This is a genomic window from Asaia siamensis (assembly GCF_014635085.1).
Classification (GTDB): Bacteria; Pseudomonadota; Alphaproteobacteria; order Acetobacterales; family Acetobacteraceae; genus Asaia; species Asaia siamensis.
In genome coordinates this window covers 156,114-180,662 of record NZ_BMCH01000006.1, presented here as the reverse complement: position 1 = coordinate 180,662, position 24,549 = coordinate 156,114, and the positions used below count along the sequence as shown (strand labels likewise).

Sequence of the window (24,549 nt, the reverse complement as noted above, 5' to 3'; positions counted from 1 at the left end):
AACAATGACTGAGGAGCATGAACTACATAGGTTACTTTTTACTCACGCGCGACCCCTAATGAAATGCACCAGACGCTTTAGCATCCCATTCGGGCGGGGGTCAGGGGCATCGGCATCGTGAAAGCCCCGATCGGCGCCAGCCGCCCAGGCCAGGAGACCTGACGCGGTGGAAAACCCGGCAGAATTCGCGCCAATTTCCGGCAGGCCCACGATGCCCAGAGGGCGCCCAAGCCTGACAGGGCGGTCCAGAATACGGGCGGCCATCGGACCAACGCCATCAAGGAGGGACGCACCGCCTGTCAGCACCACGCGCTCGCGACCGGTACGACCGAAGCCTGCATCGTCGAGTCTGTCGCGAACGAGTTCGAGTGTTTCCTCGATACGGGGGCGAATGGCAGAGACAAGCCTGGCACGCGACACGGTGGTCAGCACGCCCGTTGCTTCCCCGATTTTCTGCAGCGTGATCAGTTCACTGCTGTCTTCTGCCGAAAGCTCGGCGGCTCCATATTTGGTCTTGAGCCGTTCAGCTTCATCCAGCGAAGTGGAGAGCATGCCGGCAAGATCGCGCGTCACATGCAGCCCGCCGACCGGCAGAAAGGCCGTGTGGCGCAACATGCCTTCTCCGAAAACGGCAATCGATGTCGTGCCCCCGCCCATATCCACGACGGTCGCACCAAGTTCACGCTCATCTGCATCGAGCACCGACAGCCCGGAGGCGAGGGCGGCCGAGACGAGATTGGTCATTTTCAGCTCGGAACGCATGAGCACGGAATCGAGCGTCCTCACCGCTGCCGTTGCAGCGTCGACGACATGCAGCCGGGCTGTCAGTTGCTCGCAGACCTGGCCTCTTGGGTCGACAATGCCATAGGTGTCATCGACGGCATAACCGATAGGCAGGGTATGAATAACCGTCCGCCCTTCGGTATAGGCGCGTGACTGCCCCTCGGCCACGACGCGACCCATATCGGCCTCGCTCACCTCGCGCCCGCCGATCGGCATGCGGGCATTGAAGAGATGGCTCTCTGGATGGCCGCAGGAGAGATTGACCGCAATATTGTCGAGGCGTCGGTCGGCTGCGTCTTCTGCCTGTCCGACCGTTGCGCGAATGGCCTGCTCGGCCTCTTTCAGGTCAACGATATTGCCATTGCGTATGCCGCGTGAACGGCGCCAGCCATATCCGAGGACACGCAACGTGCCATCGGCCTCGCCCCTGCCGATCAGACAGGTCATTTTGGTCGAGCCGATATCCAGCACGCCAAAGACGCCAACACGCCAGTGTCTGGGCAGGCTGGGTTCGTCTGCCGGTGGCAGTGACAGGATATGTTCCTCAGAACGCTCGTGATTCTTGTGTCGCGAACTGACCGGCAGCAGTGAGCGACTTCTCACCGTGCGGCGGCGCTTCTTGCGTGGGGCTTCCGGGTCGGTTGGCACGAGGTCGTTCATTCTTCCGGGGCTTCATCTGCGGGGTGGGGGGCTGGGAGATGCGCTGCGCTCCCGTGTGTCGCTGCAGGGTGAGAGGGCTTGCCCGATGCAGGCGCGGGCGCGGCACCTGCGGCTGGTGCCGGCTTGTCATCCGTAGCCTGCGTGGCATCGCTCTTGTCAGCAGCAGGAGCATTCGGATCGGGCGTAGGCGCTGGTGTCTGATGGATGACCATACGATCAGGCAGGCGCATATCGATCGAGACGACCGGGCGCTCCATGAGGCGGAACTGGGCCTGATACTGGGCCAGTCTTGAGAGCGCCGCCTGTTCCTGCCCTTCTGGCAGAAGCACGGTTGCGCCATCGCGCAGAGTGAGGTTCCAGCGCCTCTGCCCCACCCGTACGGCAGCGACCACAAAATCCTTCACAGCCGGGTTGGCAGTCAGGGCGTCTGTCAGGGTTGCCGCCGCCAGATTGGCGCCTTCTCCTACCACCAGCGGCAGCTTGATGAAGGCCTGTCCGTTCTTGCCTTCCAGCCCCTGATCAGGCACGCGCTCCCCCGCCCGGTTGATGAGGATGAACTGGCCGTGGTCCTGCCAGACAGCGATCGGGCTGCGCTCGACAATCTTGACGATGACTGTGTCCGGCATGTGGCGGGCCACGGTGGCATGGTCGATAAACGGCAGCGCATCGATACGGTCACGTGCGGCAGAGACAGAAAAACCGAAAATAGGCTGACCGACAGAAGTGCCCAGCGCCTTTGCCAGATCAGCCTCGGTTGTCAGATTGCGCCCTTCGATACGGATGGTCTTGATCTGAAACGGCAGGTACTGGACCAGTTTTGCCCGGTAAGGGGCGAAGCGGGATTCCGAACTTGTCAGTTTGAGCGCTGAAACGCCAAGGCCTACCAGCCCCAGCAGGACGAGCAGAGCCAGTATCTGACGCAGCCCGCGTTTGTGGCGGCGCATGAACAGGATCAGACGTGACGGTCTGTCCTGTTGCACGGGGCCGCGATACGGCGTTTCTGGCCGCCTGTCTCTCATGCGATCGGTTTGCCTCGTGTCGTGAGGGCGTCGCGCACCAGCCAGTCGCACAGCTCGGGATAGGAAATCCCGCAATAGGCCGCCTGTTCGGGCAGCAGCGATGTGGCCGTCATGCCGGGCTGCGTGTTGACCTCGAGCAGGATCAGCCGCCCGGTTTCTTCATCGTATCGATAATCCGCGCGCGAGGCACCGGAGCAGCCAAGAGCGCGATGCGCCGCTTCGGCCACACGCAGGGCCTGCTCGAAAATCGCTTCCGGCACCTGGGCGGGGACATGATGCACCGAGCCGCCGGGAGCATATTTTGCATCGAAATCGTAGAAATCACCGGTTGGCGAGGCGGCGACGATATCGGTCACGGTCAGGGCGCGATCGCCAAGCACGGCGACGGTGAGTTCGCGACCAGGAATATATTCCTCGATCAGAGCTTCTTTTCCGAAGGCCCAGTTTGCGGCGATGGCCTGACGGCGATTGCTGCCGCTGCGCACGATCTCGACACCAAAAGAAGACCCTTCCGAGATCGGCTTGACCACATAGGGGGTGGGCAGCGGATCGGCAGCAGCGAGTTCCTCCATCGTGACAACACGCCCCTCTGCGACCGGCAGCCCGGCGGCAGCAAAAACGCGACGTGAGGCGTCCTTGTCCATGGCCAGCGATGAGGCCCGTATGGAGGAATGCGTATAGGGAAGCCCGAGCCATTCCAGCACGCCCTGAATGGCACCGTCTTCACCCAGCGGCCCGTGCAGCGCATTGAAAACCACGTCGGGGGCGGAGTCACGCAGCGCCTTGATTGTCTGCACCAGATCCGGCCCGGCATCGACGCTCACCACGTCATGGCCCGCTTCTGTCAGGGCCTGGGCGACACCGGCACCGCTGCGCAGGCTCACCGGGCGCTCGCTTGAAATTCCACCCTGAAGGACAGCGATTTTCAGGCTCATGGCAATTTCCCCAGACGTTTGATTTCCCAATGCAGCGCAATGCCGCTGTGTTCCTGCACGCGACGACGCACCTCGTCGCCAAGGGCTTCGAGATCGCTGCTCGTGGCCTCGCCGAGATTGAGCAGGAAATTGCAATGTTTCTCGCTCACCTGCGCGCCGCCCTGCATCAGCCCGCGGCACCCGGCCTCATCAATGAGCTGCCAGGCCTTGTGACCTTCCGGATTACGAAAGGTGGAACCACCTGTCCGTGCCCGAACGGGCTGCGACGCCTCACGTGCGGCTTTGATCTCGGCAATATGCGCGCGTATCGCCGAGGCATCGCCGGGGCGGGCATTCAGGCGTGCCCGCAATACGATGGCGCCTTCAGGGAGCACGGCATGGCGATAGGTGAAGGCGAGCGCCTCATTGCTCAGTCTTGCAATGGTCTGGTCGGGCAGAAGCACCTCTGCCCAGTCGAGCACGGCATTCATGTCAGAGCCATAGGCCCCGGCATTCATGACCACGGCTCCGCCTATCGAGCCGGGAATGCCAGCGAGGAACTCGAGCCCTGCCAGCCCCGCATTGGCGGCCTGTTCGGCAACGATCATGTCGAGAGCGGCAGCGCCCGCAATCAGCCCGTCAGGCTCGATTACGATATCCGCAAAACCACCGGCAAGACGCACGACGAGCCCGTCTATCCCACCATCGCGTATGATGACATTCGAACAGGCGCCAAGCACAGTGACCGGCGTTCCTGGCGGCAGAGCGGCGAGGGTCTCGGCAAGATCCTGTGCATCCTTGGGCACGAAAAGCGCTTCGGCGTTGCCGCCCGTACGGAACCAGGCGCGTGGGCCAAGCGGCGCATCGAAGCTCAGCCTGCCGCGCGGGGTGAGGGAACGAAGCGCCGTGCTCATGAGGCCTTGCCGTTCAGTTCGGCGAGCTGTCCCGGAAGAGCGTGCGCCCAGTTGGTGATGGTGCCAGCGCCGAGGCAGACCACGAAATCACCCGGCTTGGCGATGGCATTGATCATTTCAGCCAGATGTTCCGGTCCAGGCAGCGGCACGACAGAGCGATGACCGCTGGCCCTCAGCCCTTCGATCAGCGAGTCACGATTGACGCCCTCGATCGGCGCCTCACCTGCGGCATAGACATCGGTCACGATCACCGTGCCAGCGTCATTCATGCAGGTGCAGAAATCGCTGAAAAGGGCTTCGAGACGCGAATAGCGATGGGGCTGCACGACGGCGATCACATCGCGGGCACCCGCCTGACGGGCCGCGCGCAGAACCGCAGCGATCTCGACAGGATGATGGCCGTAATCGTCGATCACCGTGATGCCGTTATAATCGCCGCAGCGCGTGAAGCGACGCTTGACGCCGCGGAACCCGGCGAGCGCGAGGCGGATGGTCTCGTCGCTGATATCCATCTCGCTTGCGACCGCAATCGCAGCAAGCGCATTCAGCACGTTGTGCTGGCCAAGCATGGGCAGGCGGAACGGCCCTGCGCGACGCGTGGTTTTCTGGGTGCGGCTGGTGATGACCACCTCGAACGTGGCGCCGAGACGATCGGTAATCAGCTTGTCGGCGCGTACATCGGCCTGGGGGCTGAACCCGTAGGTGACGATGCGATGATCAGACAGACGCGGGATCATCTGCTGCACGGCGGGGTGGTCGATGCACAGCACGGCAAAGCCATAGAAGGGAATATTCGAGACGAACTGGTCATAGGCAGCCTGCATGGCTTCGGCCGTGCCCCAGTGGTCGAGATGTTCGGGGTCCATATTCGTCACGACCGCAATCACCGCAGGCAGACGCAGGAAGGAGCCATCGCTCTCATCGGCCTCGACGACCATCCAGTCGCCTGACCCCATGCGCGTATTGGTGCCATAGGCTTCGATGATGCCGCCATTGATGACGGTCGGGTCGAGCTTTGCCTGTTCCAGCACGCAGGCGACAAGGCTGGTGGTGGTTGTCTTGCCATGTGTGCCGCCAATAGCCACCGCCCAGCGCAGGCGCATGAGTTCGGCCAGCATTTCGGCGCGACGCACGACAGGAATCAGGCGCGCCCGTGCAGCGAGAACTTCAGGATTGTCTTTCTTGACCGCCGTTGAGGTCACGACAACCTGCGCTCCGCCGAGATTGGCCTCATCATGACCGATGGCCACGGTAATGCCCAGCTTGCGCAGGCGCAGCACATTGGCGCTTTCGCTGATATCCGATCCCTGAACCTTGTAACCCAGCATATGCAGCACTTCGGCAATTCCAGACATGCCAATGCCGCCGATACCGACGAAATGGATGGTACCAATGGAAAGGGGAAGTGCGCGCATGAAACAGGCTTTCAGAGAAACAGCAAAAACAGACGTCAGTAAAAAACGCTGCGTGTCAGGAAGTGGAGGAGCGGTAGTCCGAAATACGCGCCTCGACAAGGTCGGCCAGCAGTCTGGCACTGTGAGGATGGGCAAAAGCGTGCGCCGCTCTGGCTGCCGCAGCCAGGCGTTCGGGATCGTTCAGCAATGAGCCCAGAAAAGCCGAGAGTGTCTCGGGCGTCAGACTGTTCTGCCTAAACATCCAGGCGCCCCCCTCATCAACCAGCTGGGTCGCATTGGCGCCCTGTTCGTCAGAGGCGGCAATCGGCAGCGGCACGAGTATGGACGGGCGACCGGCAATGGTGAGCTCGGCGACAGACGACCCACCGGCACGTCCGATGACCAGATGCGCTTTTTTCAGAAGGCTTGCGACGTCGGAAAAGAAAGGGGCCAGTTCGCAATCAATCCCGGCTTTTTCATAGGCAGCGCGCACATCGGCGAGATCTTTCTCGTGTACCTGCTGCGTGACATGCAGACGCGCACGAAATCCTGCGGGAAGCTGGGCAAGAGCCGCAGGAATGATCGTCGAGAAAATCTTGGCGCCCAGCGAACCGCCCCAGACCAGAAGATGGATGGCATCACCCGGAGGCGTATATTCTTCCTCGAGTAGGGCTTCGATTTCAGAACGTACCGGCATGCCGGTCAGCGTGGCGCGTAATCCGAGCGGCAGTCGCGCAACAGTGGGATAGGAGGTGGCGATGGCCGTGGCAAAGCGCGCCAGCAGCGCATTGGCCTGTCCCAGAACGGCATTGCCTTCATGCAGGATCACAATCGGGCGGCGCGACCCTGCCATGAAACGGCTGCCCAGAATGGGCGGTACGGATGGGTAGCCGCCAAAACCGATGACCGCAATCGGGTTGATCTGGCGATGCAGCCTGCGCGCGGCCCATGCCCCCCGCAGCAGGGAAGCCACGCCGCGCAGCTTGGCAGAAATACCCTTGCCTGCAACGCCGGTACCATCGAGCACATATTGCGGACGATCCTTGAAAACACCGGTCAGGCGCTTGCCCGCACGTTTATCGGTCATCAGCACCAGCTCATGACCGCGCGCAGCGAGTTCTGTAGCGAGCGCTTCTGCCGGAAAGAAATGGCCGCCCGTGCCTCCTGCGGCAATCACGATTGGACGGTTCATGATGTCGGTCCTTCCCGAAGCGAGGTCCAGTGGCCCTGGCTGGCATAATGCGAGCTGATCGGGCTGGCAGAGACCTGATGACGCGTCAGGGCCAGCACCATGCCCAGAGTCAGGGCGATAGAAAGAGCGGATGAGCCGCCATAGGAAATGAGCGGCAGCGTCATGCCCTTGGTCGGAATCAGATGCAAGGTCGAGCCCATATTGATAAAGGCCTGCAGGCCAAAACCCGCCACCAGACCCGAGGCTGCAGTGATAACGAATGGATCGCTCTCACGCATCAGCTTGAGTAATGTGCGCACCACGATCACGGCAAAAACGAGAATAATGAAGAGGCAGATGAACAGCCCGTATTCCTCGCCTGCCACGGCAAAAACGAAATCGGCATGGGCGTCTGGCAGAAGATCCTTCACCCGGCCTTCACCGGGACCACGGCCCATCATGCCGCCATTGCCAAAAGCGCGCAGAGCCGTGTCGATCTGATAGTGATCACCGACATTGGGGTGCAAAAACCGTTCCACGCGCGAGCGCACGTGGGGGAAGGCCACATAGGCGCCCGCGAAGGCTGCGATCATGGCGCCCACACCGGCACCCACGAAAATGATCGGCAGGCCATTCACGAAAAGCTGGATGAAGAACACCATGGTGATGACCGACAACATGCCGATATCCGGCTGCGATTTGAGCAGCAGCAGAATCAGCCCGAAACAGCCAAAAGCGATCAACATGCCCGGAAAGCGGATCGAGCCCATGATCGTCCGTCGGCGTTGCTCTGCCAGCAGCCATCCCGTAACGACAGCGAAGAACGGCTTGAGGAACTCTGAGGGCTGAACCGACATCATGGGCAGCGCGATCCAGCGACGTGCGCCCTTGATCTCGACCCCATGCACCAGCGTCATGAAGGTGGCCGCAAGGGCGATCACCCCGCCAATCAGGGCGAGACGCCTGATCGCCGGACGGGAAAGCGATGACACGACCAGCACTACGGCGCCTGCGAGCAACAGGAAGATGACCTGCTTGAGAATGAACATCTCGCGTGAGGCGCCGATACGCACGGCCACGGCAGGGCTGGCGGCGAGCATGAGGATATAACCGAAGGCGATCAGGATTCCGACACAGCAGAGTGTGACGCGATCGATATTGCGCCACCACCGTCCAATTCTGGACGTATCGACACGTGAGAGCCCTGCCATATTCCCCTAATCCCTCTGGCCCTACGGATCAGGGCGTTTCTGAATCGTGTAGACGAGTCAGGATATCCACAAACTGCGCACCACGCGCCTCAAAACTTGCAAACTGGTCAAAGCTTGCACAGGCAGGAGACAGCAGAACAACCGGCACATCGAGGGCTCTTGCGGCGGCAAGGGCTGCTTCGGTCGCCACATCGAGTGTGCCGCAGTTTTCGACGGCAACATGATGGTCCTGCAGGGTCTTTTGCAGCACAGGCGCGTCGCGCCCGATCAGAAATGCCTTGGCAATACGTCCGAAAAGCGGCGCCAAAGCGTCGATCCCGCCAGACTTGGCGGTGCCCCCGGCAATCCAGATCACCTTGTCATAGCAAAGCAGAGCCTTTTCGGCGGCTTCGGCATTGGTTGCCTTGCTGTCATTGATGAAGCGTACGCCGTCAATCACGCCGGCCAGGGCCTGACGATGAGGCAGGCCCGGATAGGTCCTGAGGCCTTCGGCAATTTCTTGCTCATCCAGACCGAGATGCCGCGCCATGGCGCTGGCTGCGAGAGCGTTCTGCAGATTATGCGCCCCCGGCAAAGTCGGGGCCTGCTGCATCGGCGTTGCGATAGCCGCTACGGAAGGCGCATCACAGACCGAGAGCCTGAGAACCGTAAGACCCTCGAGAGCACAATCCTGCGCTATTTCACGGCAATAGGCGTCGTCTATGCTGATCACAGCGAGATCCAAAGCCGTCATATTGTCGAAGACGTGACGCTTGGCAGCGGCGTAGCCTGCCATGTCGCCATGTCGGTCGAGATGATCCGGGGTCAGATTGAGCAGGCAAGCCGTGTCAGCATGAAAATCATGCAGACGTTCGAGCATGTAGGATGACATCTCGATCACATACACGCCGTTATCGGGCAGGAGCGGCAGGGCGAGCGAGGCTGTGCCGAGATTGCCACCTGCAGCTACCGGATAACCGGCCTTTTCCAGCATATGCGCGAGCAGCGCGGTCGTGGTTGACTTGCCATTGGTGCCGGTGATGGCGGCAAAACGCGCCTTCGATCCCGCACGGCGTACGGCCTGAAACAGGATTTCCGCATCCGACAGAATGGGCACATGGGCTTCGCGTGCCTTGACGGCAGCCGGGTGCGGTGTGGGCAGAAGATGCGGGATGCCTGGTGACAGAATGAGCGCGTCAAAACCCGCAAGCGTCTCGATCGGAGCTGCCGTAAAGCGTTTCCGGGCTGGATCGGCTTCAGGCGGGTTTTTGTCATCCCAGGCCTGCACTTCTGCGCCCATGGCAAGAAGCGCTCTGACCACGGCGCTGCCATTGCGGCCCAGTCCGGCCACGGCGAAACGCGACCCGGCAAAGAGATCGGAGGGGAAGGCGCGCTCCGTCATGTCAGCGCAGCTTCAGCGTGGCGAGACCGGCTAGGCCGAGCAGGATCGAGACGATCCAGAACCGGATGACGATCTTGGGTTCCTGCCAGCCCTTTTTCTCGAAATGATGGTGTAGGGGGGCCATCAGGAAGACGCGTCGTTTGGTGCGCTTGTACCAGAAGACCTGGATCACGACCGACAGCGTTTCGACGACAAAAAGCCCGCCCACGATGCACAGAACCAGCTCATGCTTGACCGCAACGGCCACGGCACCCAACGCGCCGCCAAGCGAAAGCGAGCCTGTATCGCCCATGAAGACATCGGCAGGCGTTGCGTTGAACCAGAGAAACCCGAGCCCGGCGCCGATCAAGGCGGCGCAGAAAACCGCCAGTTCGCCCGTGCCCGGCACCAGATGCAGTTGCAGGTAATCAGCAAAGACGCGATTGCCCACGAGATAGGCAATCAGGGCAAAAACCAGAGCGGCAATCACCACAGGCACGATGGCAAGGCCATCGAGACCATCAGTGAAATTCACGGCATTGCCAAAGCCGGTCATGGTGAGCATGGCGAAAAGCGGAAAGGCAAAGCCCAGCGGTAGCAGGAAATCCTTCACGAAGGGGAAGGCCACCATGTTGCGCAGTTCCGGCGGCATCAGGCTTTCCATCCAGTATCCGGCGATCAGCGAGGCAGCGAATTCGCTGCCCAGACGGGCGCGTTTGGACACACCCGCCGTGTTGCGTCTGGAGAGCTTGAGATAGTCATCCGCAAAGCCGACCGCGCCGAAAGCAGCGGTTACGAACATGACAGCCCAGACAAAACCGTTGGTCAGATCGGCCCAGAGCAGGGTGGAGACGAAAAGCGCAATCAGGATCAGCATCCCGCCCATGGTGGGCGTCCCGGCTTTTTCGAGAATATGCCGCTCGGGGCCGAGCGTGCGTATGGGCTGACCCTCGCGCTGGATACGCTTGAGCTGGGCGATGAACGGACGACCGAAAACCAGCGAAATGACGAAGGCCGTCAGACAGGCCCCGCCGGAGCGGAAGGTCAGATAATGGAAGAGATTGAAAAAGCCGCCATGAGTCGTGTCGTGAATGGCGATGAGATTATACAGCATCAGGCTTTTGCGCCCCCGGCAAGAAGAGGGGCGACAATGTCGCGCATGCGACTGCCAAGACTGCCTTTTACGAGAACCACGTCACCGGCTTTCAGATGAGATTGGACGATTGGGGCGAGAGATGCCGCGTCTGCCTGCCAGACGCCACGCTTTTCTTCTGCAAGAGCGTCAAAAACATGGCGCATATGCGGGCAGCAGCAAAACACCAGGTCGGCATGGGCCATCAGGTCCGGCACCAGCGAGAGATGCTCGCTATCGGCAAACTCACCGAGTTCGCGGATATCGCCCAGAACCGCGATTCGACGCGTAGCCGGTACGAGAGCAAGCGTTTGCAGTGCTGCGCGTATAGAAAGCACCGACGCATTATAGCTCTCATCCAGCAGTGAGGCGGTGCCATTCAGTATGGGCTGTATCTCGCCCCGACCAGCCCCCGGGCGCCAGGCGGCGAGGGCCGCAATGGCCTTGTCGATCGGCAGGTCGAAAGCGCGCAGGGTGGCGAGTGCCAGAGCGGCGTTACGCGCCAGATGCGCACCAGGCGCGTTCAGGGTGACACGCTGCCCGTCAAAGTCGAAACGTGATCCATCTGCCGAAATGGCAAGATCGGTCAGCCTGTAATCGGCGCGATCGGAGAGCCCGACGCGAGAGAGGCGCGCACTGGAATGCGCCGCAGCGCGCTCGAAAATGCTGTCGACACCGGTATCATCCGGCACCACAGCCACACCGCCTTCGGGCAGGGCGGCAATCAGATCGGATTTTTCTTCGGCAATGGCTTCGATGCTGCCCATATAGCCGAGATGCGCGCTGCCAATGGTCGTGACGACCGCCACATCGGGTCGCACCATGGCGGCGAGCGGTGCAATCTCGCCACGATGATTCATGCCGATTTCTGCCACGCAATAGGCCGTCTCACGCGGCATTCTGGCCAGTGTCAGCGGTACGCCCCAATGGTTGTTGTAGGACGCAATGGCTGCATGGGTGGGGCCGAGCGCCGAAAAGGCGCAATGCAGCATGTTCTTGGTGGTGGTCTTGCCAACCGACCCCGTCACCCCGACCATTTTTCCCGTAAACCGGGCGCGTGCGGCGTGGCCCAGAGCCTGCAACCCGGTCAGGGTGTCGGCCACATGCAGCAGGCGTGGATCGTTGCCGGCTTCGGAATCATGAACCATGACGCAGGCGGCGCCCTTGTCGAGGGCGGTTGCGATATGGGCATGGCCATCGCTGTTTTCGCCGACAAGTGCGATAAAGAGATCGCCTGGCTCGAGGCTGCGCGTGTCGATTGAAATGCCGCTCACCACAAGCTCGCCGTCAAGGATTCCGCCTGTTGCCTCACGCAGCTCGGCGCTGGTCCAGAGCGCGCTCATGCCGATACTCCCGCCAGTTCGCGGATAACGGCGCGATCGTCAAACGGGGTGGTGACACCTGCAATTGTCTGGCCGCTTTCATGGCCCTTGCCCGCCACAACCACGACATCGCCTGCACCTGCCTCGGCAAGAGCGGCGGCGATGGCGGCGCGACGATCGCCGATTTCGAGCGCATCGGGGCAGGCGGCGCGAATGGCGGCACGTATCGTTGCCGGATCTTCACTGCGTGGATTGTCATCGGTCACGATGGCGCTATCGGCCAGTCTGGCGGCGATCTGCCCCATGAGCGGACGCTTGCCGCGATCGCGGTCACCGCCTGCGCCAAAGACGACAATCAGGCGGTTCTGTGCATGAGGGCGCAGGCTATGCAGCAGATGCTCGAGGGCATCGGGAGTATGGGCGTAGTCGACATAGACACCAGCCCCGTTATCGAGTGTCACGGCCAGTTCGGCTCGGCCGCGCACACCACCCAGACGGGGAATGAGGTCGAGAACAGCGCGGGCCTCGGCATCGTCATTCCATGCAAGGGCGGCGGCCAGCAACACGTTATCGACCTGAAAACGCCCGGTCAGGCCAAGCTCGTAATCAGGCAGGGTTTCGCCGAAGAGGGAGAGTGACACGATCTGGCCATGGGGCAGGGGCGTTGCACGCAGAAGCCTGATGGTTTCGCCCTGTTCACCCACGCTGCGCAGGCGCAGTTTGCGGGCCTGCGCCACGTCTCGCAGCGCAGCAACCGTCTCGGCATCCATATCGGCGTTGAGAGCGGCAATGGCACCCTCAGGGAGCAGATCGGCAAACAGCCTTATCTTGGCGGTACGATAGGCCTCAATCGTGCCGTGATAATCGAGATGGTCGCGTGTGAGATTGCTGAACCCGCCTGCGCAGAGTGAAACACCGTCGAGACGGTGCTGATCGAGCCCGTGTGAAGAGGCCTCGAGCGCTACGTGATCGATACCTGCCGCCTTGAGGCGGGCAAGGCTCTGCACCAGAGAGACGGCATCCGGTGTCGTGAGGGGTGGCGGGGCCTCGACCGGGATATCGCTGATAAGACCAAGCGTCCCGATACTGGCCGTGGGCATGCCACCCAGAGACCAGAGCTGACGAAGAAAATCGGCCGTGCTGCTCTTGCCATTCGTCCCGGTTATGGCCGCGATGCATCGTGGCTGCGGACCAGCCAGAACCTGCGCGATGACAGCCAGATCATGACGCGGTGACGCGGTCTGAATACAGGGAATGGAGAGATCAGCCGGGATTCTCGCCGCTGATGGCAGAAGCAGCGTAGCCGCGCCCTGCGCCACAGCCTGCGGAATGAAGCGGGCGCCATCTTGGGCGACACCAGGCAGGGCCGCAAATATCATGCCGGGCCCGACGGCCCGACTATCGGCGGTGATGCCGCTGATGTCAGGGTCAATAGCCGCAGCCGGGGCGGTCAGACCGGCCCGATGCAAAATCTCTGAAAGGCGCATGGCTCAGCCTCTTTCGGGGGAATGGTGCGCGCTGCGCTCGGAAGCCTTGGCCGCAAGCTTTGCTGCTTTTTCTGCAGCTTTGGCGGCGACCTTTTCTTCTTTTTCTTTCTGGGCGGCGATACGCGGATCGCCAGGGTCGTTGCCCGGGCCGAGTGCTCGCTTGCCTGGTGGAATGCCGGGTTCGAGCGGAATTGCCATGTCGGCGTCTATCTTTGCCGCATTTTTCGTGTCGGGGAACATGCCGAGCATCGGTCCGATACGAGCGATCAGCTTGCCGGTGGTCGGCGCAGCGTTCCAGCCCGATGTCACAAAACCATGGGTCTTGGGTGTCGGGTGCGGTGAATCGAGCATGACATAAACGGCATAACGCGGCGCATTCATCGGGAAGATCGAGGTGAAGGCCGAGATATTGACGTGTTTGAGATAGCGGCCATTGGGGCCGACTTTTTCTGCCGTACCCGTTTTGCCACCCACGAAATAGCCCGGCACTTCGGCGCTGCGGGCTGTACCCTGCGTAACGTCAAGGCGCAGCATCTTGCGGATGAGTCGCGAGTTCTCCTCCGACACCACGCGCAACCCTTCGGGGGTCAGGGGCGGAGATGGGGCATCGCCTGTCGCATCCGCAGACGCGTCAGGCTTGAACGCTGCAGGCACAACCGGCGCACCTGCAGGAGCCGCCCCGGCAGGCGCCGCCGGAGGCGACGTCGAGGGGCCGGGCGCTGGCAGAGTGCCATCATTGGGTTTGCTGTCGTCGCCCTGATCGCGGGCGACGAGCGTCGGCTTGATCAGGATACCGCCATTCACGGTCGCTGCTGTGCCGCGTACGATCGCCAGCGGCGGCTCTGCCACACCGTGACCGAAGCCGACGGTCATGACGGTTGAAACACCCCAGTTCTTCGATGACGGCACGATGGGGCGACCCGCTTCGGGCAGCTCGATCGGCACGCGGTTGAAGAACCCCATGGTGCGGAGCCATTCCTGCTGCTTCTTGGCGCCGACATCGAGCGCGATATGCGCGGCTGCCGGGTTGGATGATTTGGCCAGCACGTCTGGCAAGGCCAGCCAGGGGGCAAAATGGTCGGTTTTGATGTCTGAAATCGTGAAGCGCCCGATATGGATCGGGATGGTCGAGAAACGGTCCCAAATATGGGCCACGCCATATTCGATCGCCATCGCGGCCGTTTGCAGCTTGAAGGTCGACCCTGGCTCATACATGCCGGTCACGGCCCTGTTGAAGCGGGAATCAGCAGGCGCATGGCCGAAATCATTGGCATCATAATCCGGCAGGCTGACCATCGAGATGATCTCGCCCGTATTCACATCCATCACGATGGCCGCAGCGCCGATCGCCTGGAACTCGTCCATGGCGGCCTGGGTCACTTCACGGGCGACGGCCTGGATGCGCACGTCGAGCGACAGGCGCAGCGGGGTGCGATCCTTGTTCAGACGCTCATTGAAAAACCGTTCGACACCAGCCACGCCGTGATCGTCGATATCCACGCCGCCGAGAATCTGTGCGGCCGTACGGCCGAGCGGATAGTGGCGGCGCTCACTTGCCTCGAAATAGATACCGGGGATGCCAAGGTTATTGATGGCAATTTCCTGCACCGGCGAAATATCGCGCGCGATATAGACGAACTGCTTTTTGAGCGAGAGGCGCCGCGTCGTCTCGGCCTCGTCGAGCTGAGGCAGAACGCTCTTGAGCTTCTTCGCCGCATCGGGCGCGTCGATAAGCTCCATCGGATTGGCGTAGACCTGCGCCACAGGGAGCGACAAGGCCAGCGTCTGGCCGTTGCGATCGACAATACTGGCGCGATGCACGTCAGGCAGGGCAAAATCGCCCGCAATCTGCCCTTTGGGGTCGCTCTTGGGAATTTCAGGAACCTGAGAGGCAATCTGACGCTTCTCAGGAGCCATGGGCATGAAAACGGTTGCGAGGCTCAGCTTGCCTGCGACCAGACCGAACAGAAACAGAAAACCGAGGCCGACACCGATTAGCCTCGTATGCATCTGGTCAAGCGACGCCTTGAACCGCTTGGGACTCCTGCCTTCAGGGCGCGAAGGCGCGCCGTCGGGATAGCCCGACCGTTTGGGGGGAGGTGTCCTGCCAGCCATGCTCAGGCGCTTTCATATCCGCTCAGTTGGCGAGAGGCGTTGGCGGTGGCAGCGCATCACCATAGCCTGCGAGAGACGAAGACGATCCGGAATCGCTCTGCACATGATGAGGCTTGGCGGGCTGAATGGCAACGTCCACATTCTGGCGTGCAGCGTGGGCCGGCGCGGCCACGCGCGGATTGCGCCATGTCGTGGCGGCAGTGGCCTGCGGCCGGTTGCCACGGAATGTGGCCAGACGGACGGCCAGATCATCGCTGCTGCTCTGGGCCGTTGTGCTGCGTGTGGTGGCATGAACGACAGCGTCGTAACGATGGCTGTGATGTGCGGCCTGACCGAGTTCGTCAGACACGACATGGGGGTGACTGCTCTGTTGGGCCAGCTCGATGGTCGGGCGCGGCGCCGGGGGCATCAGGCGTGTCGAATGGGGCGTTGCGGCCGTGCGTGCGACAGGTGCCACGTGGGGCGTGGCCGAAGCGAGCGCTAGGCGCGGCGCTGCGGGAGCATCCGCAGCCGGGATGACCGCGCCCGGATTGCCCGCAGGGGCAGGGCGATGATGCGGCATCTCGGCACTGGCAATGAGCGCAGACGTGTTGTCATGCGACGCAGGCGCGACCGAAGCCTTGGGTTCGGGCGCTCTCTGCTCAGGCGCCCTGGGTGCCGCAACGGTAGCGGGTGCCGCTGCCGGGGCGTTGGACACGGCAACACTCAGGCTCTCGCGCGGATCGCGGAAGGCAGGCTTGGTACTGGGCGCGGGCAGGGAGTCGATCATGCTGGCCAGACGCACATACTGCGTCGGGGCCATGGGATGCAGCTGGCCAAGGAAACGTGTCGAGAGGGCGCTCAGTCGATCCGGCTGGTTCAGCAAGGCCCATTGCGTGCGCAGCATTGCCGTCTGCTGACGCACACGCTCCGTTTTCTGCACGACCGTCGTGATATGCTGATCCAGAACGGTCGTCTCATGCTTCTTGGTATAGAGAAACATGCCCGAACCGCCGGCAAGGAGTGCGCAGAAAATCGTAAATGGCCGGATCATGAATGAGACCCCCTAACAGAGGCTGAAGGTACGGTGCGGAGCAGGCTGCGCAGCTTGGCGCTGCGGGAACGGGGATTACGGCGGATCTCGTCTTCCGAGGCGAGAACCGGGCGCGTATGGGGCAGAATGAAGTCGGGTTTCACGAAACGCTCTGCCATGGGTTCATGGCGAGAGGGACGGCTGACACGACCAGCCGCCTGGGCGAGGGCACGCTTGACCAGACGATCTTCGAGAGAATGGAACGTCACCACGACCAGCTTGCCGCCATCGGCCAGAAGGCCTGGGGCCGTGTCCAGCGCACGCTGCAATTCGCCGAGCTCGTCATTCACGGCGATGCGAAGCGCCTGAAACGTGCGTGTCGCGGGATGAATGCCCGATTTGTCAGGGCGTACAACGCTGCGCACGATATCCGCAAGGCGCGCCGTCGTATGGATGGGCTCTTCGGCACGTGCGCGGATGATGGCAGCGGCAATACGGCGTGACATCCGGTCTTCGCCGTAATGATAGATGATATCGGCCAGTTCGTCGGCATCCGCCTTGTTGACCAGATCGGCTGCCGAGCGCCCCGACTGCGACATACGCATATCGAGCGGCCCGTCATGGCGGAACGAGAAACCACGCTCTGCTTCGTCGATCTGATAGGACGACACGCCGATATCGAGCACGATACCATCGAAGGGGGCTTCGTCAGCCAGCAGATCGGCCATGGCACCGAACGTGCCTGGCACGGCGACGAGCTTGTGCGATGGCGCGCTGGTGGCCAGCTCGGCCGCAAGAGCTTCGGCACGGGCAATCGCCGTCGGGTCGCGGTCAATGCCCCAGACAGTGCAGGCTGCGCGCGACAGAATGCCGCGGGTATAACCACCGCCGCCGAATGTGCCATCGACATAGCGGCCTCCGTCATGCGGGGCCATGGCGTCGAGCACTTCGGGCAGCATCACAGGCACATGGCCGGGGTCGTGCTGGGTCAGCAGGGCGAGGGGGGCGATCGCGTTCATGATGCCAGCTCGCTGGTGTTTGTCGTGGGGCGGCTGGTCATGCGTCTTGCGCGGGTGCGGGCTTCCTCACGACGCCTTGCGCCTGCCTCAGGCTCCCAGATCTGGAAGACACGGCCGAGCCCCATGAAGGAAATCTCATCGACGAGATTGGCATGACGCTTGAGCACATCCGGCAGGATGATGCGCCCTTCCTTGTCTGCATCGATCGGATAGGCATCGGCATAGAGGCTGGCAGCGAGATCGTCGTGATCGTCCGAGAAAATATCCAGCGACTCAACCGGCCCGGCAAGGGTGGCAAAAGCGGCGCTGGGCCAGGCTTCGATGCAGGGGTGAAGATGCGAGGGGCGCAGAATGACGAGGCTTTCCTCAGGCTGGGCCTGAGCACGAAGAGCGGCGCGAAAGGATGCCGGAATGGACACGCGGCCCTTGGCGTCAAAACGGTTCTGATGCGTGCCAAGAAACACACTCACGCCGTTCGATGCCTCCTCGCCGTTCAAGAGTGACTGCCAATGACTTTTCTCGTTCGGAGCAGGACATGGCCGCTTGCTGCATGTCTCTGGGGCCGTCCGGGATAGTTTTGGGATATCATGGGATTTTATGGGACGTCAAACAATTCGCACCGAAAAATGGCGGAATTCCTAGATTTTTTCGAGGTCTCCAAATATTATGTTCTTATAATGTTCTCATTTTTGATGCGTGGTCGCAATCATGACTGCGCCGTGACGAATTTTATCTTGATCTTATTCACAAAGAACAAAAGGTGATTAAGGCGCGATTATGTCGGGGAAGGGCATTTTTTGCTGTTATTTCCGTAAAAAGCGCGAAATCTTGGGTCTGGATTGCACGATGTTATGGCGGCGAGATGGAAATGATCAGCCCCTCGGGTGCGCTCGAAAACCGACGCATCAGGCTATCAGATTTTTGCGAAGAATAATGTCAGACGGTCTGTAAGCCGGGTTCTGTCCGCCAATGGCGGGGCGATCATTCCTCTGGGACCGGTCTTGCAACCGGCCTCACGCAACCAACCCGAATGACAAGGCGGGAGAGCCTCTGATCCCATCTCGTGAGAGACGGATCCGCCATTCCTATTCGGTCTTGCTCCCGATGGGGTTTGCCCTGCCTCCCGCGTTACCGAAGGAGCGGTGCGCTCTTACCGCACCGTTTCACCCTTGCCTGCAGCTCGAGAGCCGGGCAGGCGGTTTGTTTTCTGTGGCACTTTCCCTAGGGTCGCCCCCGCCGGCCGTTAGCCGGCATCGTTCTCCCGTGGAGCCCGGACTTTCCTCCATCACGCCGGTTCGCACCGACGCAGCAGCGATCGCCCGACCGTCTGACGGGCGCAACCTGACCGATGCCTGATGCGGGGTCAAGCGGCTGGCACGGAATTTATGTCATGCTGGTGGCTCTCGGGCTTTCAATGGTCTGCGAAGAAGGCTGTCTGGCGGGGCGTATTGCGGCCGGCCACTTTCCGTGGGCCTGTCGCCTGTCGTAAGCCGGAAAAGAAGTGGAGCGCGGTTAGGTGGCTTTCTTCAACCGGTTGTTGCTCTTGTCTGCGCCTGCATTTGATTTGGAATAATAATTCCAAATATTTCCTGATTATCTCCAGATATTCGCCAGTTCGCTATGATGAAAGTCGGTGCCCAGAGATATTGAGGGGAATATTCCCATTAGTGCTCTGTGGAAGGTTCTCCGCAGGGGTCGTTCCGACAGGGAGGCGAGCGGTACGACGAAGATTCTGAGACCGGCGCGCCTAGGCAAGGTCCTAAAATGCACCAGGTGGAGCTGCACCAGAGAGAAAGGCAGAGTGAGGCCTGCGATCTCAGAGAATTACTTCCTCGATCGGGAAGGGCGTCTTGCTTTCACCCGGACGTATATTTCTCTGGCCAAATTCCTGCAGGCGGCCCTAGCTTCGGCACATGACAGATTTGCCCGTTTCGCGTCCCGGATGGCTCTATCGCCTTTTTCTGCACTGGCTAAAAAAAGCGGCCAAAGGTCGTGACGGATTGCCGCTTCCTGCCAGCCTGACGCCTGAATCTCTGGCGGCCCTGCGTCGCATGACGGGCATGCCGAGTTTTCCGCAGGCGCTGTCATCGTTGCAGATCAGGGAATGGCGCGAAATCAGCGTACCCTGTGGCAGCGAGACGCGCCTTGCCCGGCTCTATCGCCCGAGAGGCGAGGTTATCGGGCTTGTGCTTTTCATGCATGGCGGCGGGTTTGTGCATTGCGATCTTGTCTCGCACCACGGGATCTGTTGCCGTCTGGCGCGTCATTCCGGCGCGATGGTGCTGTCGCTCGATTATCGTCTTGCCCCAGAGGCGCCGTTTCCGGCGGCGGTCGATGACGGGTGGGGGGCGCTGCTCTGGCTGCATGAGCAGGCCGAGGCCCTGGGCCTGCCTGTTGCGGTTTGCGGCGACAGCGCGGGGGGTAATCTTGCGGCCGTGCTGGCGTATCGGGCCAGAGAGCACAAGCTGGGGCGCATGGCGGCGCAGCTGCTCTACTACCCGACCGTCAGCGGGCTGCTCTCGCCGCCAAGTCGCGAGATTTACGGGCAGGGCTATATGCTGACGGCACGCCTGCTGGAATGGTACGGTCGGCAATATAGTCGATCCGATCAGGATATGCTCAACCCGGATCTGGCGCCGGTCTTCGCTGATGATTTCGCCGGTCTTGCCCCGGCGATGATTGTCACGGCGGGCTTTGACCCGTTGCGGGGCGAGGCCGAGCTTTATACGCGCCTGCTGAGAGACGCTGGTGTGAGCGTGCGTCTGATCTGCTTCCCACGCGCGATTCATGGTTTTCTGAATTTCTACGCGGCGCTGGTCGATGGCAGAAGGGCACTGCGTCGGGGCGGACGCTTCCTGCGCCAGCGTTTTGACGATGCACGTCGAGGGCGCCGGGTCTCGACATGAAAAAGCCGGGCTGAGAGCCCGGCTTTCCCTGATTATTGCTGCGCCATCGCGTGGAAGCGGCCAGGCGAGCCCTGATCGGTGGCAAGAAGGCGATCGGCCCTGTTCACCTTGATGGTAAACAGACGATCGAAGGTACCCGCCTTGCCCGGGCAGCCATCATTGCTGCGCTGCATGAAATCGACGCGCGTTGCCTCTGGCGGATCATTGCCGTTGATGATCGGCACGAGGCATTTCGCGGGCACGGTGGTCATGCCGTTATGCGTGACCATGACGCGCAGATGCTCGACGAGCTTCGTATTATCGAACCAGGCGAGACGATCGAACTGGATCTTGTCTGCTGCCTGATCGAGCCAGCCCATTTTCATGACCACAATGGCCAGAAGGGAGACAGGCACAAGCACGACCAGACGGCGCAGGAGATGCTGCTTGAGCGTGCGCGGCTTGCGACGCCCCGAGCCGAGCTTGGGGGCGTCGGTTCGGGAGGTGTTTTTGGGATCTGAGGCCAAGGGAGCGCCTTATTCCACGTCTTCGTGCCAGACCTGCCCGTCGCGGGCGAGCATCTGACGGGCTTCTTCGGGGCCCCAGCTTCCGGCGGCATAATGAGCCATTGGGACTTCATTTTTCGCCCAGGCTTCCATGACCGGCGCAACCCATTTCCATGCCGCCTCGACTTCGTCACGACGGATGAACAGGACAGGGTAACCGCGCACGGCGTCGAGCAGCAGGCGCTCATAGGCATCGGGATAACGCACGGAGAAGGCGCGCTCGAAATGCACGTCGAGATTGGTTTCCCACAGGCCGAAATCATCATCCAGCGGGTTCTTGACGTTGAACTGCCACGACACGCCCTCATCCGGCTGGATGCGGATGACGAGCACGTTCTTTTCCGGCTGAGACGGGAAGAGCTTTGTGGCCGAGGGCTTGAAGGTAACGACGATCTCGCTGACCTTGGCCTTCAGACGCTTTGCCGAGCGGATGTAGAACGGCACGTTCTTCCAGCGTGGGGTGTCGATTTCGGCACGCAGGGCGACATAGGTCTCGGTGTTGCTCTCATGGCCGAGCTCTTCGAGATAGCCTTCAACCGTGGCGCCCTTGCTGTGGCCCTTGGTGTATTGCGCGCGCACCGTGCTGGTGGGCAGGGTCTTCGCATCGAGAGGCACGAGCGATTTCAGCACCGACACCTTGGCGTCACGCACGTCATCGGCCTCAAGCGAGGCAGGCTTTTCCATCGCGACGAGGCAGAGCACCTGCAGCAGATGGTTCTGCACCATGTCACGCAGCGCACCCGAATTGTCGTAATAGGCGGCGCGCCCTTCGACACCGACGAGCTCGCCAGCAGTGATCTGCACGGACTCGATATGCTCACCCGACCAGACCGCTTCGAAAAGCGGGTTGGCAAAGCGCAGCGCGATCACGTTCTGGACGGTTTCCTTGCCCAGATAGTGGTCGATGCGGAAAACATTGCTTTCCTTGAAATATTGACCGACGCCTTCGTTGATCTCTTCGGCCGTCTTCAGATCGATGCCGATCGGCTTTTCCAGCACAACGCGGCTGTCATCGGTGACGAGGCCTTCGTTATGCAGGTTCTTCGAGATGGCGCCGTACAGATCGGGAGCGGTGGCGTAATAGAACACGCGCACATGCTCTTCTGCCTTGTGGCTCAGAACCTCGCGCAGGCCTTCCCAGTTGCTATCCGGCTTGGAGCCGTCAAGGCTCACGTAATGGATCATGTCCAGAAAGCGATCGACCGTGTCTTCGTCGAAATCGTCAGCCTTCACAAAGCGCTTCAGTGCGTCGCGGGCACGGGTCTGATACTCGTTGCGCTTGAGCGGTGAGCGCGCCGTGCCAATGATACGGGCCGTATCCGGCACCTGTCCCATGGTCAGGCGATAATACAGGGCGGGCAGCAATTTGCGCATGGTCAAATCGCCGGTGGCGCCAAAAATGACGTAATCGAAAGGGGCGACCTGGTGGCAATGGGTCATCGGCCTGGCTCTCCGGTTCTCGATGGGGCAGTGCGGTCTTATGACATGCGGGCCCGGATGGGGTAAAGGTAGCAAAGAGAACGCGCCCCAAAGCAGGGCGTTCGGGCGCAATATGCGTTGACCCGCCCTGTCGAGCCGCGATAAGCCGCCTCTCTTCGCAAGCGTCTGCCCGGGCGCTTGTGGCTCTCTGGCCCCAGAAGGGCCGCGTGCAACCCCCGCTTTCGAGGTCACCATGTCTGACATGCCTTTTGATATTGACGAAGCCGCCGCCAGCCGTGCGCGTCAGGCTGCTGATCCTGACTCGAATGTCGGTGGTATTGCCGTCGATCGTCTGCGGAGCGTCATCGAGCGCGTTGAGCGTCTCGAAGAAGAGCGCAAGGCGCTTGCAGGCGATATCAAGGACATCTTCAGCGAAGCCAAATCGGCCGGTTTCGATGTTGCCACCATCAAGAACATCATCAAGCTGCGCAAGAAAGAGCCCAACGAGATCGAAGAGCAGGAGACGCTTCTCGACATCTATCGCCGCGCACTCGGCATGTAAGGGCCACGGCCGCGCCTCTTTGCATTCAGGCAACAGGGCGCGGTTTCTGTGAAGATTTGAAGACAGCGCACCTCTCGCGCTGACAAGCTGACCTGCCATTGATATGAACCGCGCATTCCCGGTTTCTCATTTCTGGCAGGTAACAAATGTCAGCGGCAGAATGGTGCCTAAGACAGTCCGTATGGACGTCTCTGTATGAGCGTATCCGGCGACAGAACCGCAGGTCGGATAGCGATGATCTGCTCCAGACCGCCCTCATGCATCTTTTCGAGCGCGGCGTGGAAGGTATCGATCATCCTGAAGCCTATGTGCTGCGCACGGCGCGCAATCTGGCCATCGATCGGGCCAGGCGCGAGAAGCGTGTGGGTTTCTCCTCATTCGATGCGCAGGAAGGTATCGAGCCTGTCTGCCTCCAGCCTGGCCCCGAACGCGTGTTGCTTGGACGCGAGCAGCTTGAGCGCGTGCGCGTCGCTTTTGCGGCGCTCGATGCCCGGACGTCGCGCATCTTCCTGATGCACCGGCTCGATGGGCTGACCTATGGCCGCATCGCGAAGACTCTCGAACTGAGCGTCAGTACCATCGAGAAATCTATTGCCCGTGCGCTGGCCCATCTGGCCCTTGCCCTGATGCATGACGGGCTTTCATGACCCCGCACCAGGTCGAACAGGCAGCAAGCTGGCAGGCTAGGCTGCTTTCCGAGCACTGCTCCGATCATGATCGTGCCCGGTTTGCCGATTGGCTGGGCGAGAGCGAGGCCCATCATCAGGCTTATGGGCTGGTCTCGCAGATCTGGAAGTCGGGCAGTTTTGCCGAGCAGAAACCGTCGCGGAAGATATCGCGCCGTGCGGCCCTGTCATGCGGTGCGCTTTTCGGGGCACTGACGCTTTTCGGTCCTTCCGGCGCCGATGCGCGCGAATTCCGTACTGGCAGGCATGAGCGGCGCCACCTCGCGCTCGACACAATGGATATCGACATGGATGCCTGTAGCGCCGTGATCTGCGGGCCATCGCGCCACCAGATGACAATTGGCAATGGGCGCTACGCGCTCGCCTTCAGAGAAGATCAGGCCGGGTTTCGCTGCTGCGGTTGGTCGGTATCGGGGGGCAGGGGGCGCTATGCGCTCGAGATCAGCGACCGGGCCATGCAGCTTGCCGTTCTCGAGGGGGGACTGAGCCTGAGCGGTCACGGCCAGAGGCGTCTGGCTCTGGGCGAGGGGCAGGCGCTGAGTTTTGATCGCCTCACACAGCACAGCGTTGTCGCGGCAGCCCGGCCTGATGAGATCATGGCCTGGCGCGAAGGCCGCGCCCTGTTCCGCAATACGCCGCTCGATCAGGCCGTGGCGGAGATGGCGCGCTACAGCGACAGGCCCGTGATGATCCTCTCCCCCTCTCTGGCGTGTCTGCGTATCAGCGGTGTGTTTCATACGCAGGACCCAGCACGGTTTTTCAAGGCGCTCGCCCATCTCCTGCCATTGCGTGTGAGGTTCGGGCCGACGCAGATCGAGATTGTTAAGCTTTGATGAAACGAGATCGAAACGGGTGAGGGATCGCATTCCTGCGTCGTCCCTCAGGGGAACGGCCACTCCGGCCGCAGCCTGATGGAAT

The 24,549-nt window shown here is 61.4% G+C and carries 21 protein-coding genes and 1 other RNA gene; 4 read left to right on the top strand and 18 right to left on the bottom strand.

All coding sequences use genetic code 11. From position 1 onward, the window contains the following. Positions 1-42: 42 nt before the first annotated feature. The 16 genes from ftsA to rnpB form a co-directional block, all read right to left on the bottom strand. Positions 43-1,443: a cell division protein FtsA gene (ftsA, locus tag IEV53_RS11845; RefSeq protein WP_188427037.1), complete on the bottom strand. Its 1,401-nt coding sequence runs from the start codon at positions 1,441-1,443 to the stop codon at positions 43-45. Continuing rightward, on the bottom strand, positions 1,440-2,462 hold the full coding sequence (locus tag IEV53_RS11840; RefSeq protein ID WP_188427036.1) for a cell division protein FtsQ/DivIB: 1,023 nt from the start codon (positions 2,460-2,462) through the stop codon (positions 1,440-1,442). Before IEV53_RS11840 ends, ftsA begins: the two co-directional genes overlap by 4 nt. After that, positions 2,459-3,397 carry a D-alanine--D-alanine ligase gene (locus tag IEV53_RS11835; protein WP_188427035.1) on the bottom strand — a complete coding sequence of 313 codons (939 nt, stop codon included), beginning with the start codon at positions 3,395-3,397 and terminating at the stop codon, positions 2,459-2,461. Before IEV53_RS11835 ends, IEV53_RS11840 begins: the two co-directional genes overlap by 4 nt. Further along, positions 3,394-4,290, bottom strand: a complete 897-nt coding sequence (murB, locus tag IEV53_RS11830; protein WP_188427034.1) for a UDP-N-acetylmuramate dehydrogenase — start codon at positions 4,288-4,290, stop codon at positions 3,394-3,396. The genes IEV53_RS11835 and murB overlap by 4 nt, the downstream gene beginning before the upstream one ends. Then, positions 4,287-5,705, bottom strand: coding sequence for a UDP-N-acetylmuramate--L-alanine ligase (murC, locus tag IEV53_RS11825; RefSeq protein ID WP_188427033.1), 1,419 nt, complete (start codon positions 5,703-5,705; stop codon positions 4,287-4,289). The genes murB and murC overlap by 4 nt, the downstream gene beginning before the upstream one ends. Positions 5,706-5,760: 55 nt before the next feature. Then, positions 5,761-6,876 carry an undecaprenyldiphospho-muramoylpentapeptide beta-N-acetylglucosaminyltransferase gene (gene murG, locus IEV53_RS11820; RefSeq protein WP_188427032.1) on the bottom strand — a complete coding sequence of 372 codons (1,116 nt, stop codon included), beginning with the start codon at positions 6,874-6,876 and terminating at the stop codon, positions 5,761-5,763. Next, the gene (locus IEV53_RS11815; RefSeq protein WP_188427031.1) at positions 6,873-8,066 is read right to left on the bottom strand and encodes an FtsW/RodA/SpoVE family cell cycle protein; all 1,194 of its coding nucleotides are present in this window, start codon (positions 8,064-8,066) and stop codon (positions 6,873-6,875) included. Before IEV53_RS11815 ends, murG begins: the two co-directional genes overlap by 4 nt. A 28-nt stretch (positions 8,067-8,094) precedes the next feature. Then, the gene (gene murD / locus IEV53_RS11810) at positions 8,095-9,447 is read right to left on the bottom strand and encodes a UDP-N-acetylmuramoyl-L-alanine--D-glutamate ligase (RefSeq protein ID WP_188427030.1); all 1,353 of its coding nucleotides are present in this window, start codon (positions 9,445-9,447) and stop codon (positions 8,095-8,097) included. A gap of 1 nt (position 9,448) precedes the next feature. Beyond that, on the bottom strand, positions 9,449-10,540 hold the full coding sequence (mraY, locus tag IEV53_RS11805; RefSeq protein ID WP_188427029.1) for a phospho-N-acetylmuramoyl-pentapeptide-transferase: 1,092 nt from the start codon (positions 10,538-10,540) through the stop codon (positions 9,449-9,451). Further along, positions 10,540-11,901 (bottom strand): UDP-N-acetylmuramoyl-tripeptide--D-alanyl-D-alanine ligase, encoded by a 1,362-nt coding sequence (locus IEV53_RS11800; protein ID WP_188427028.1) that lies wholly within the window; start codon positions 11,899-11,901, stop codon positions 10,540-10,542. The genes mraY and IEV53_RS11800 overlap by 1 nt, the downstream gene beginning before the upstream one ends. Beyond that, positions 11,898-13,367 (bottom strand): UDP-N-acetylmuramoyl-L-alanyl-D-glutamate--2,6-diaminopimelate ligase, encoded by a 1,470-nt coding sequence (locus IEV53_RS11795; RefSeq protein WP_188427027.1) that lies wholly within the window; start codon positions 13,365-13,367, stop codon positions 11,898-11,900. The genes IEV53_RS11800 and IEV53_RS11795 overlap by 4 nt, the downstream gene beginning before the upstream one ends. A 3-nt stretch (positions 13,368-13,370) precedes the next feature. Next, positions 13,371-15,377 (bottom strand): peptidoglycan D,D-transpeptidase FtsI family protein, encoded by a 2,007-nt coding sequence (locus IEV53_RS11790; protein WP_188427107.1) that lies wholly within the window; start codon positions 15,375-15,377, stop codon positions 13,371-13,373. Between the two features lie 127 nt (positions 15,378-15,504). After that, positions 15,505-16,515, bottom strand: a complete 1,011-nt coding sequence (ftsL, locus tag IEV53_RS11785) for a cell division protein FtsL (RefSeq protein WP_188427026.1) — start codon at positions 16,513-16,515, stop codon at positions 15,505-15,507. Next, positions 16,512-17,513 carry a 16S rRNA (cytosine(1402)-N(4))-methyltransferase RsmH gene (gene rsmH / locus IEV53_RS11780; protein WP_188427025.1) on the bottom strand — a complete coding sequence of 334 codons (1,002 nt, stop codon included), beginning with the start codon at positions 17,511-17,513 and terminating at the stop codon, positions 16,512-16,514. The genes ftsL and rsmH overlap by 4 nt, the downstream gene beginning before the upstream one ends. After that, a complete protein-coding gene (gene mraZ / locus IEV53_RS11775) occupies positions 17,510-17,983 on the bottom strand; it encodes a division/cell wall cluster transcriptional repressor MraZ (protein WP_188427024.1) in 474 nt (157 codons plus the stop codon). Before mraZ ends, rsmH begins: the two co-directional genes overlap by 4 nt. Positions 17,984-18,445: 462 nt before the next feature. Then, an RNA gene (gene rnpB, locus IEV53_RS11770) (RNase P RNA component class A) lies at positions 18,446-18,844 on the bottom strand. Between the two features lie 582 nt (positions 18,845-19,426). Between rnpB and IEV53_RS11765 the strand changes: the two genes are divergently transcribed. Next, on the top strand, positions 19,427-20,419 hold the full coding sequence (locus IEV53_RS11765; protein WP_188427023.1) for an alpha/beta hydrolase: 993 nt from the start codon (positions 19,427-19,429) through the stop codon (positions 20,417-20,419). Between the two features lie 32 nt (positions 20,420-20,451). Here the strand turns inward: IEV53_RS11765 and IEV53_RS11760 are convergent, their stop codons facing one another. Beyond that, positions 20,452-20,925, bottom strand: coding sequence for a hypothetical protein (locus IEV53_RS11760; protein ID WP_188427022.1), 474 nt, complete (start codon positions 20,923-20,925; stop codon positions 20,452-20,454). Between the two features lie 9 nt (positions 20,926-20,934). Beyond that, positions 20,935-22,404: a glucose-6-phosphate dehydrogenase gene (zwf, locus tag IEV53_RS11755; protein ID WP_188427021.1), complete on the bottom strand. Its 1,470-nt coding sequence runs from the start codon at positions 22,402-22,404 to the stop codon at positions 20,935-20,937. Positions 22,405-22,645: 241 nt separating this feature from the next. Here zwf and IEV53_RS11750 point away from each other — a divergent pair, with 241 nt between their 5' ends. From IEV53_RS11750 to IEV53_RS11740, 3 genes are all read left to right on the top strand, one after another. Then, complete coding sequence (locus IEV53_RS11750) at positions 22,646-22,945, top strand: DUF2312 domain-containing protein (protein ID WP_051395789.1); 300 nt, start codon at positions 22,646-22,648, stop codon at positions 22,943-22,945. Between the two features lie 146 nt (positions 22,946-23,091). After that, complete coding sequence (locus tag IEV53_RS11745; protein ID WP_188427020.1) at positions 23,092-23,592, top strand: RNA polymerase sigma factor; 501 nt, start codon at positions 23,092-23,094, stop codon at positions 23,590-23,592. Beyond that, on the top strand, positions 23,589-24,464 hold the full coding sequence (locus IEV53_RS11740; RefSeq protein WP_188427018.1) for a FecR family protein: 876 nt from the start codon (positions 23,589-23,591) through the stop codon (positions 24,462-24,464). Before IEV53_RS11745 ends, IEV53_RS11740 begins: the two co-directional genes overlap by 4 nt. Positions 24,465-24,549: the final 85 nt, after the last annotated feature.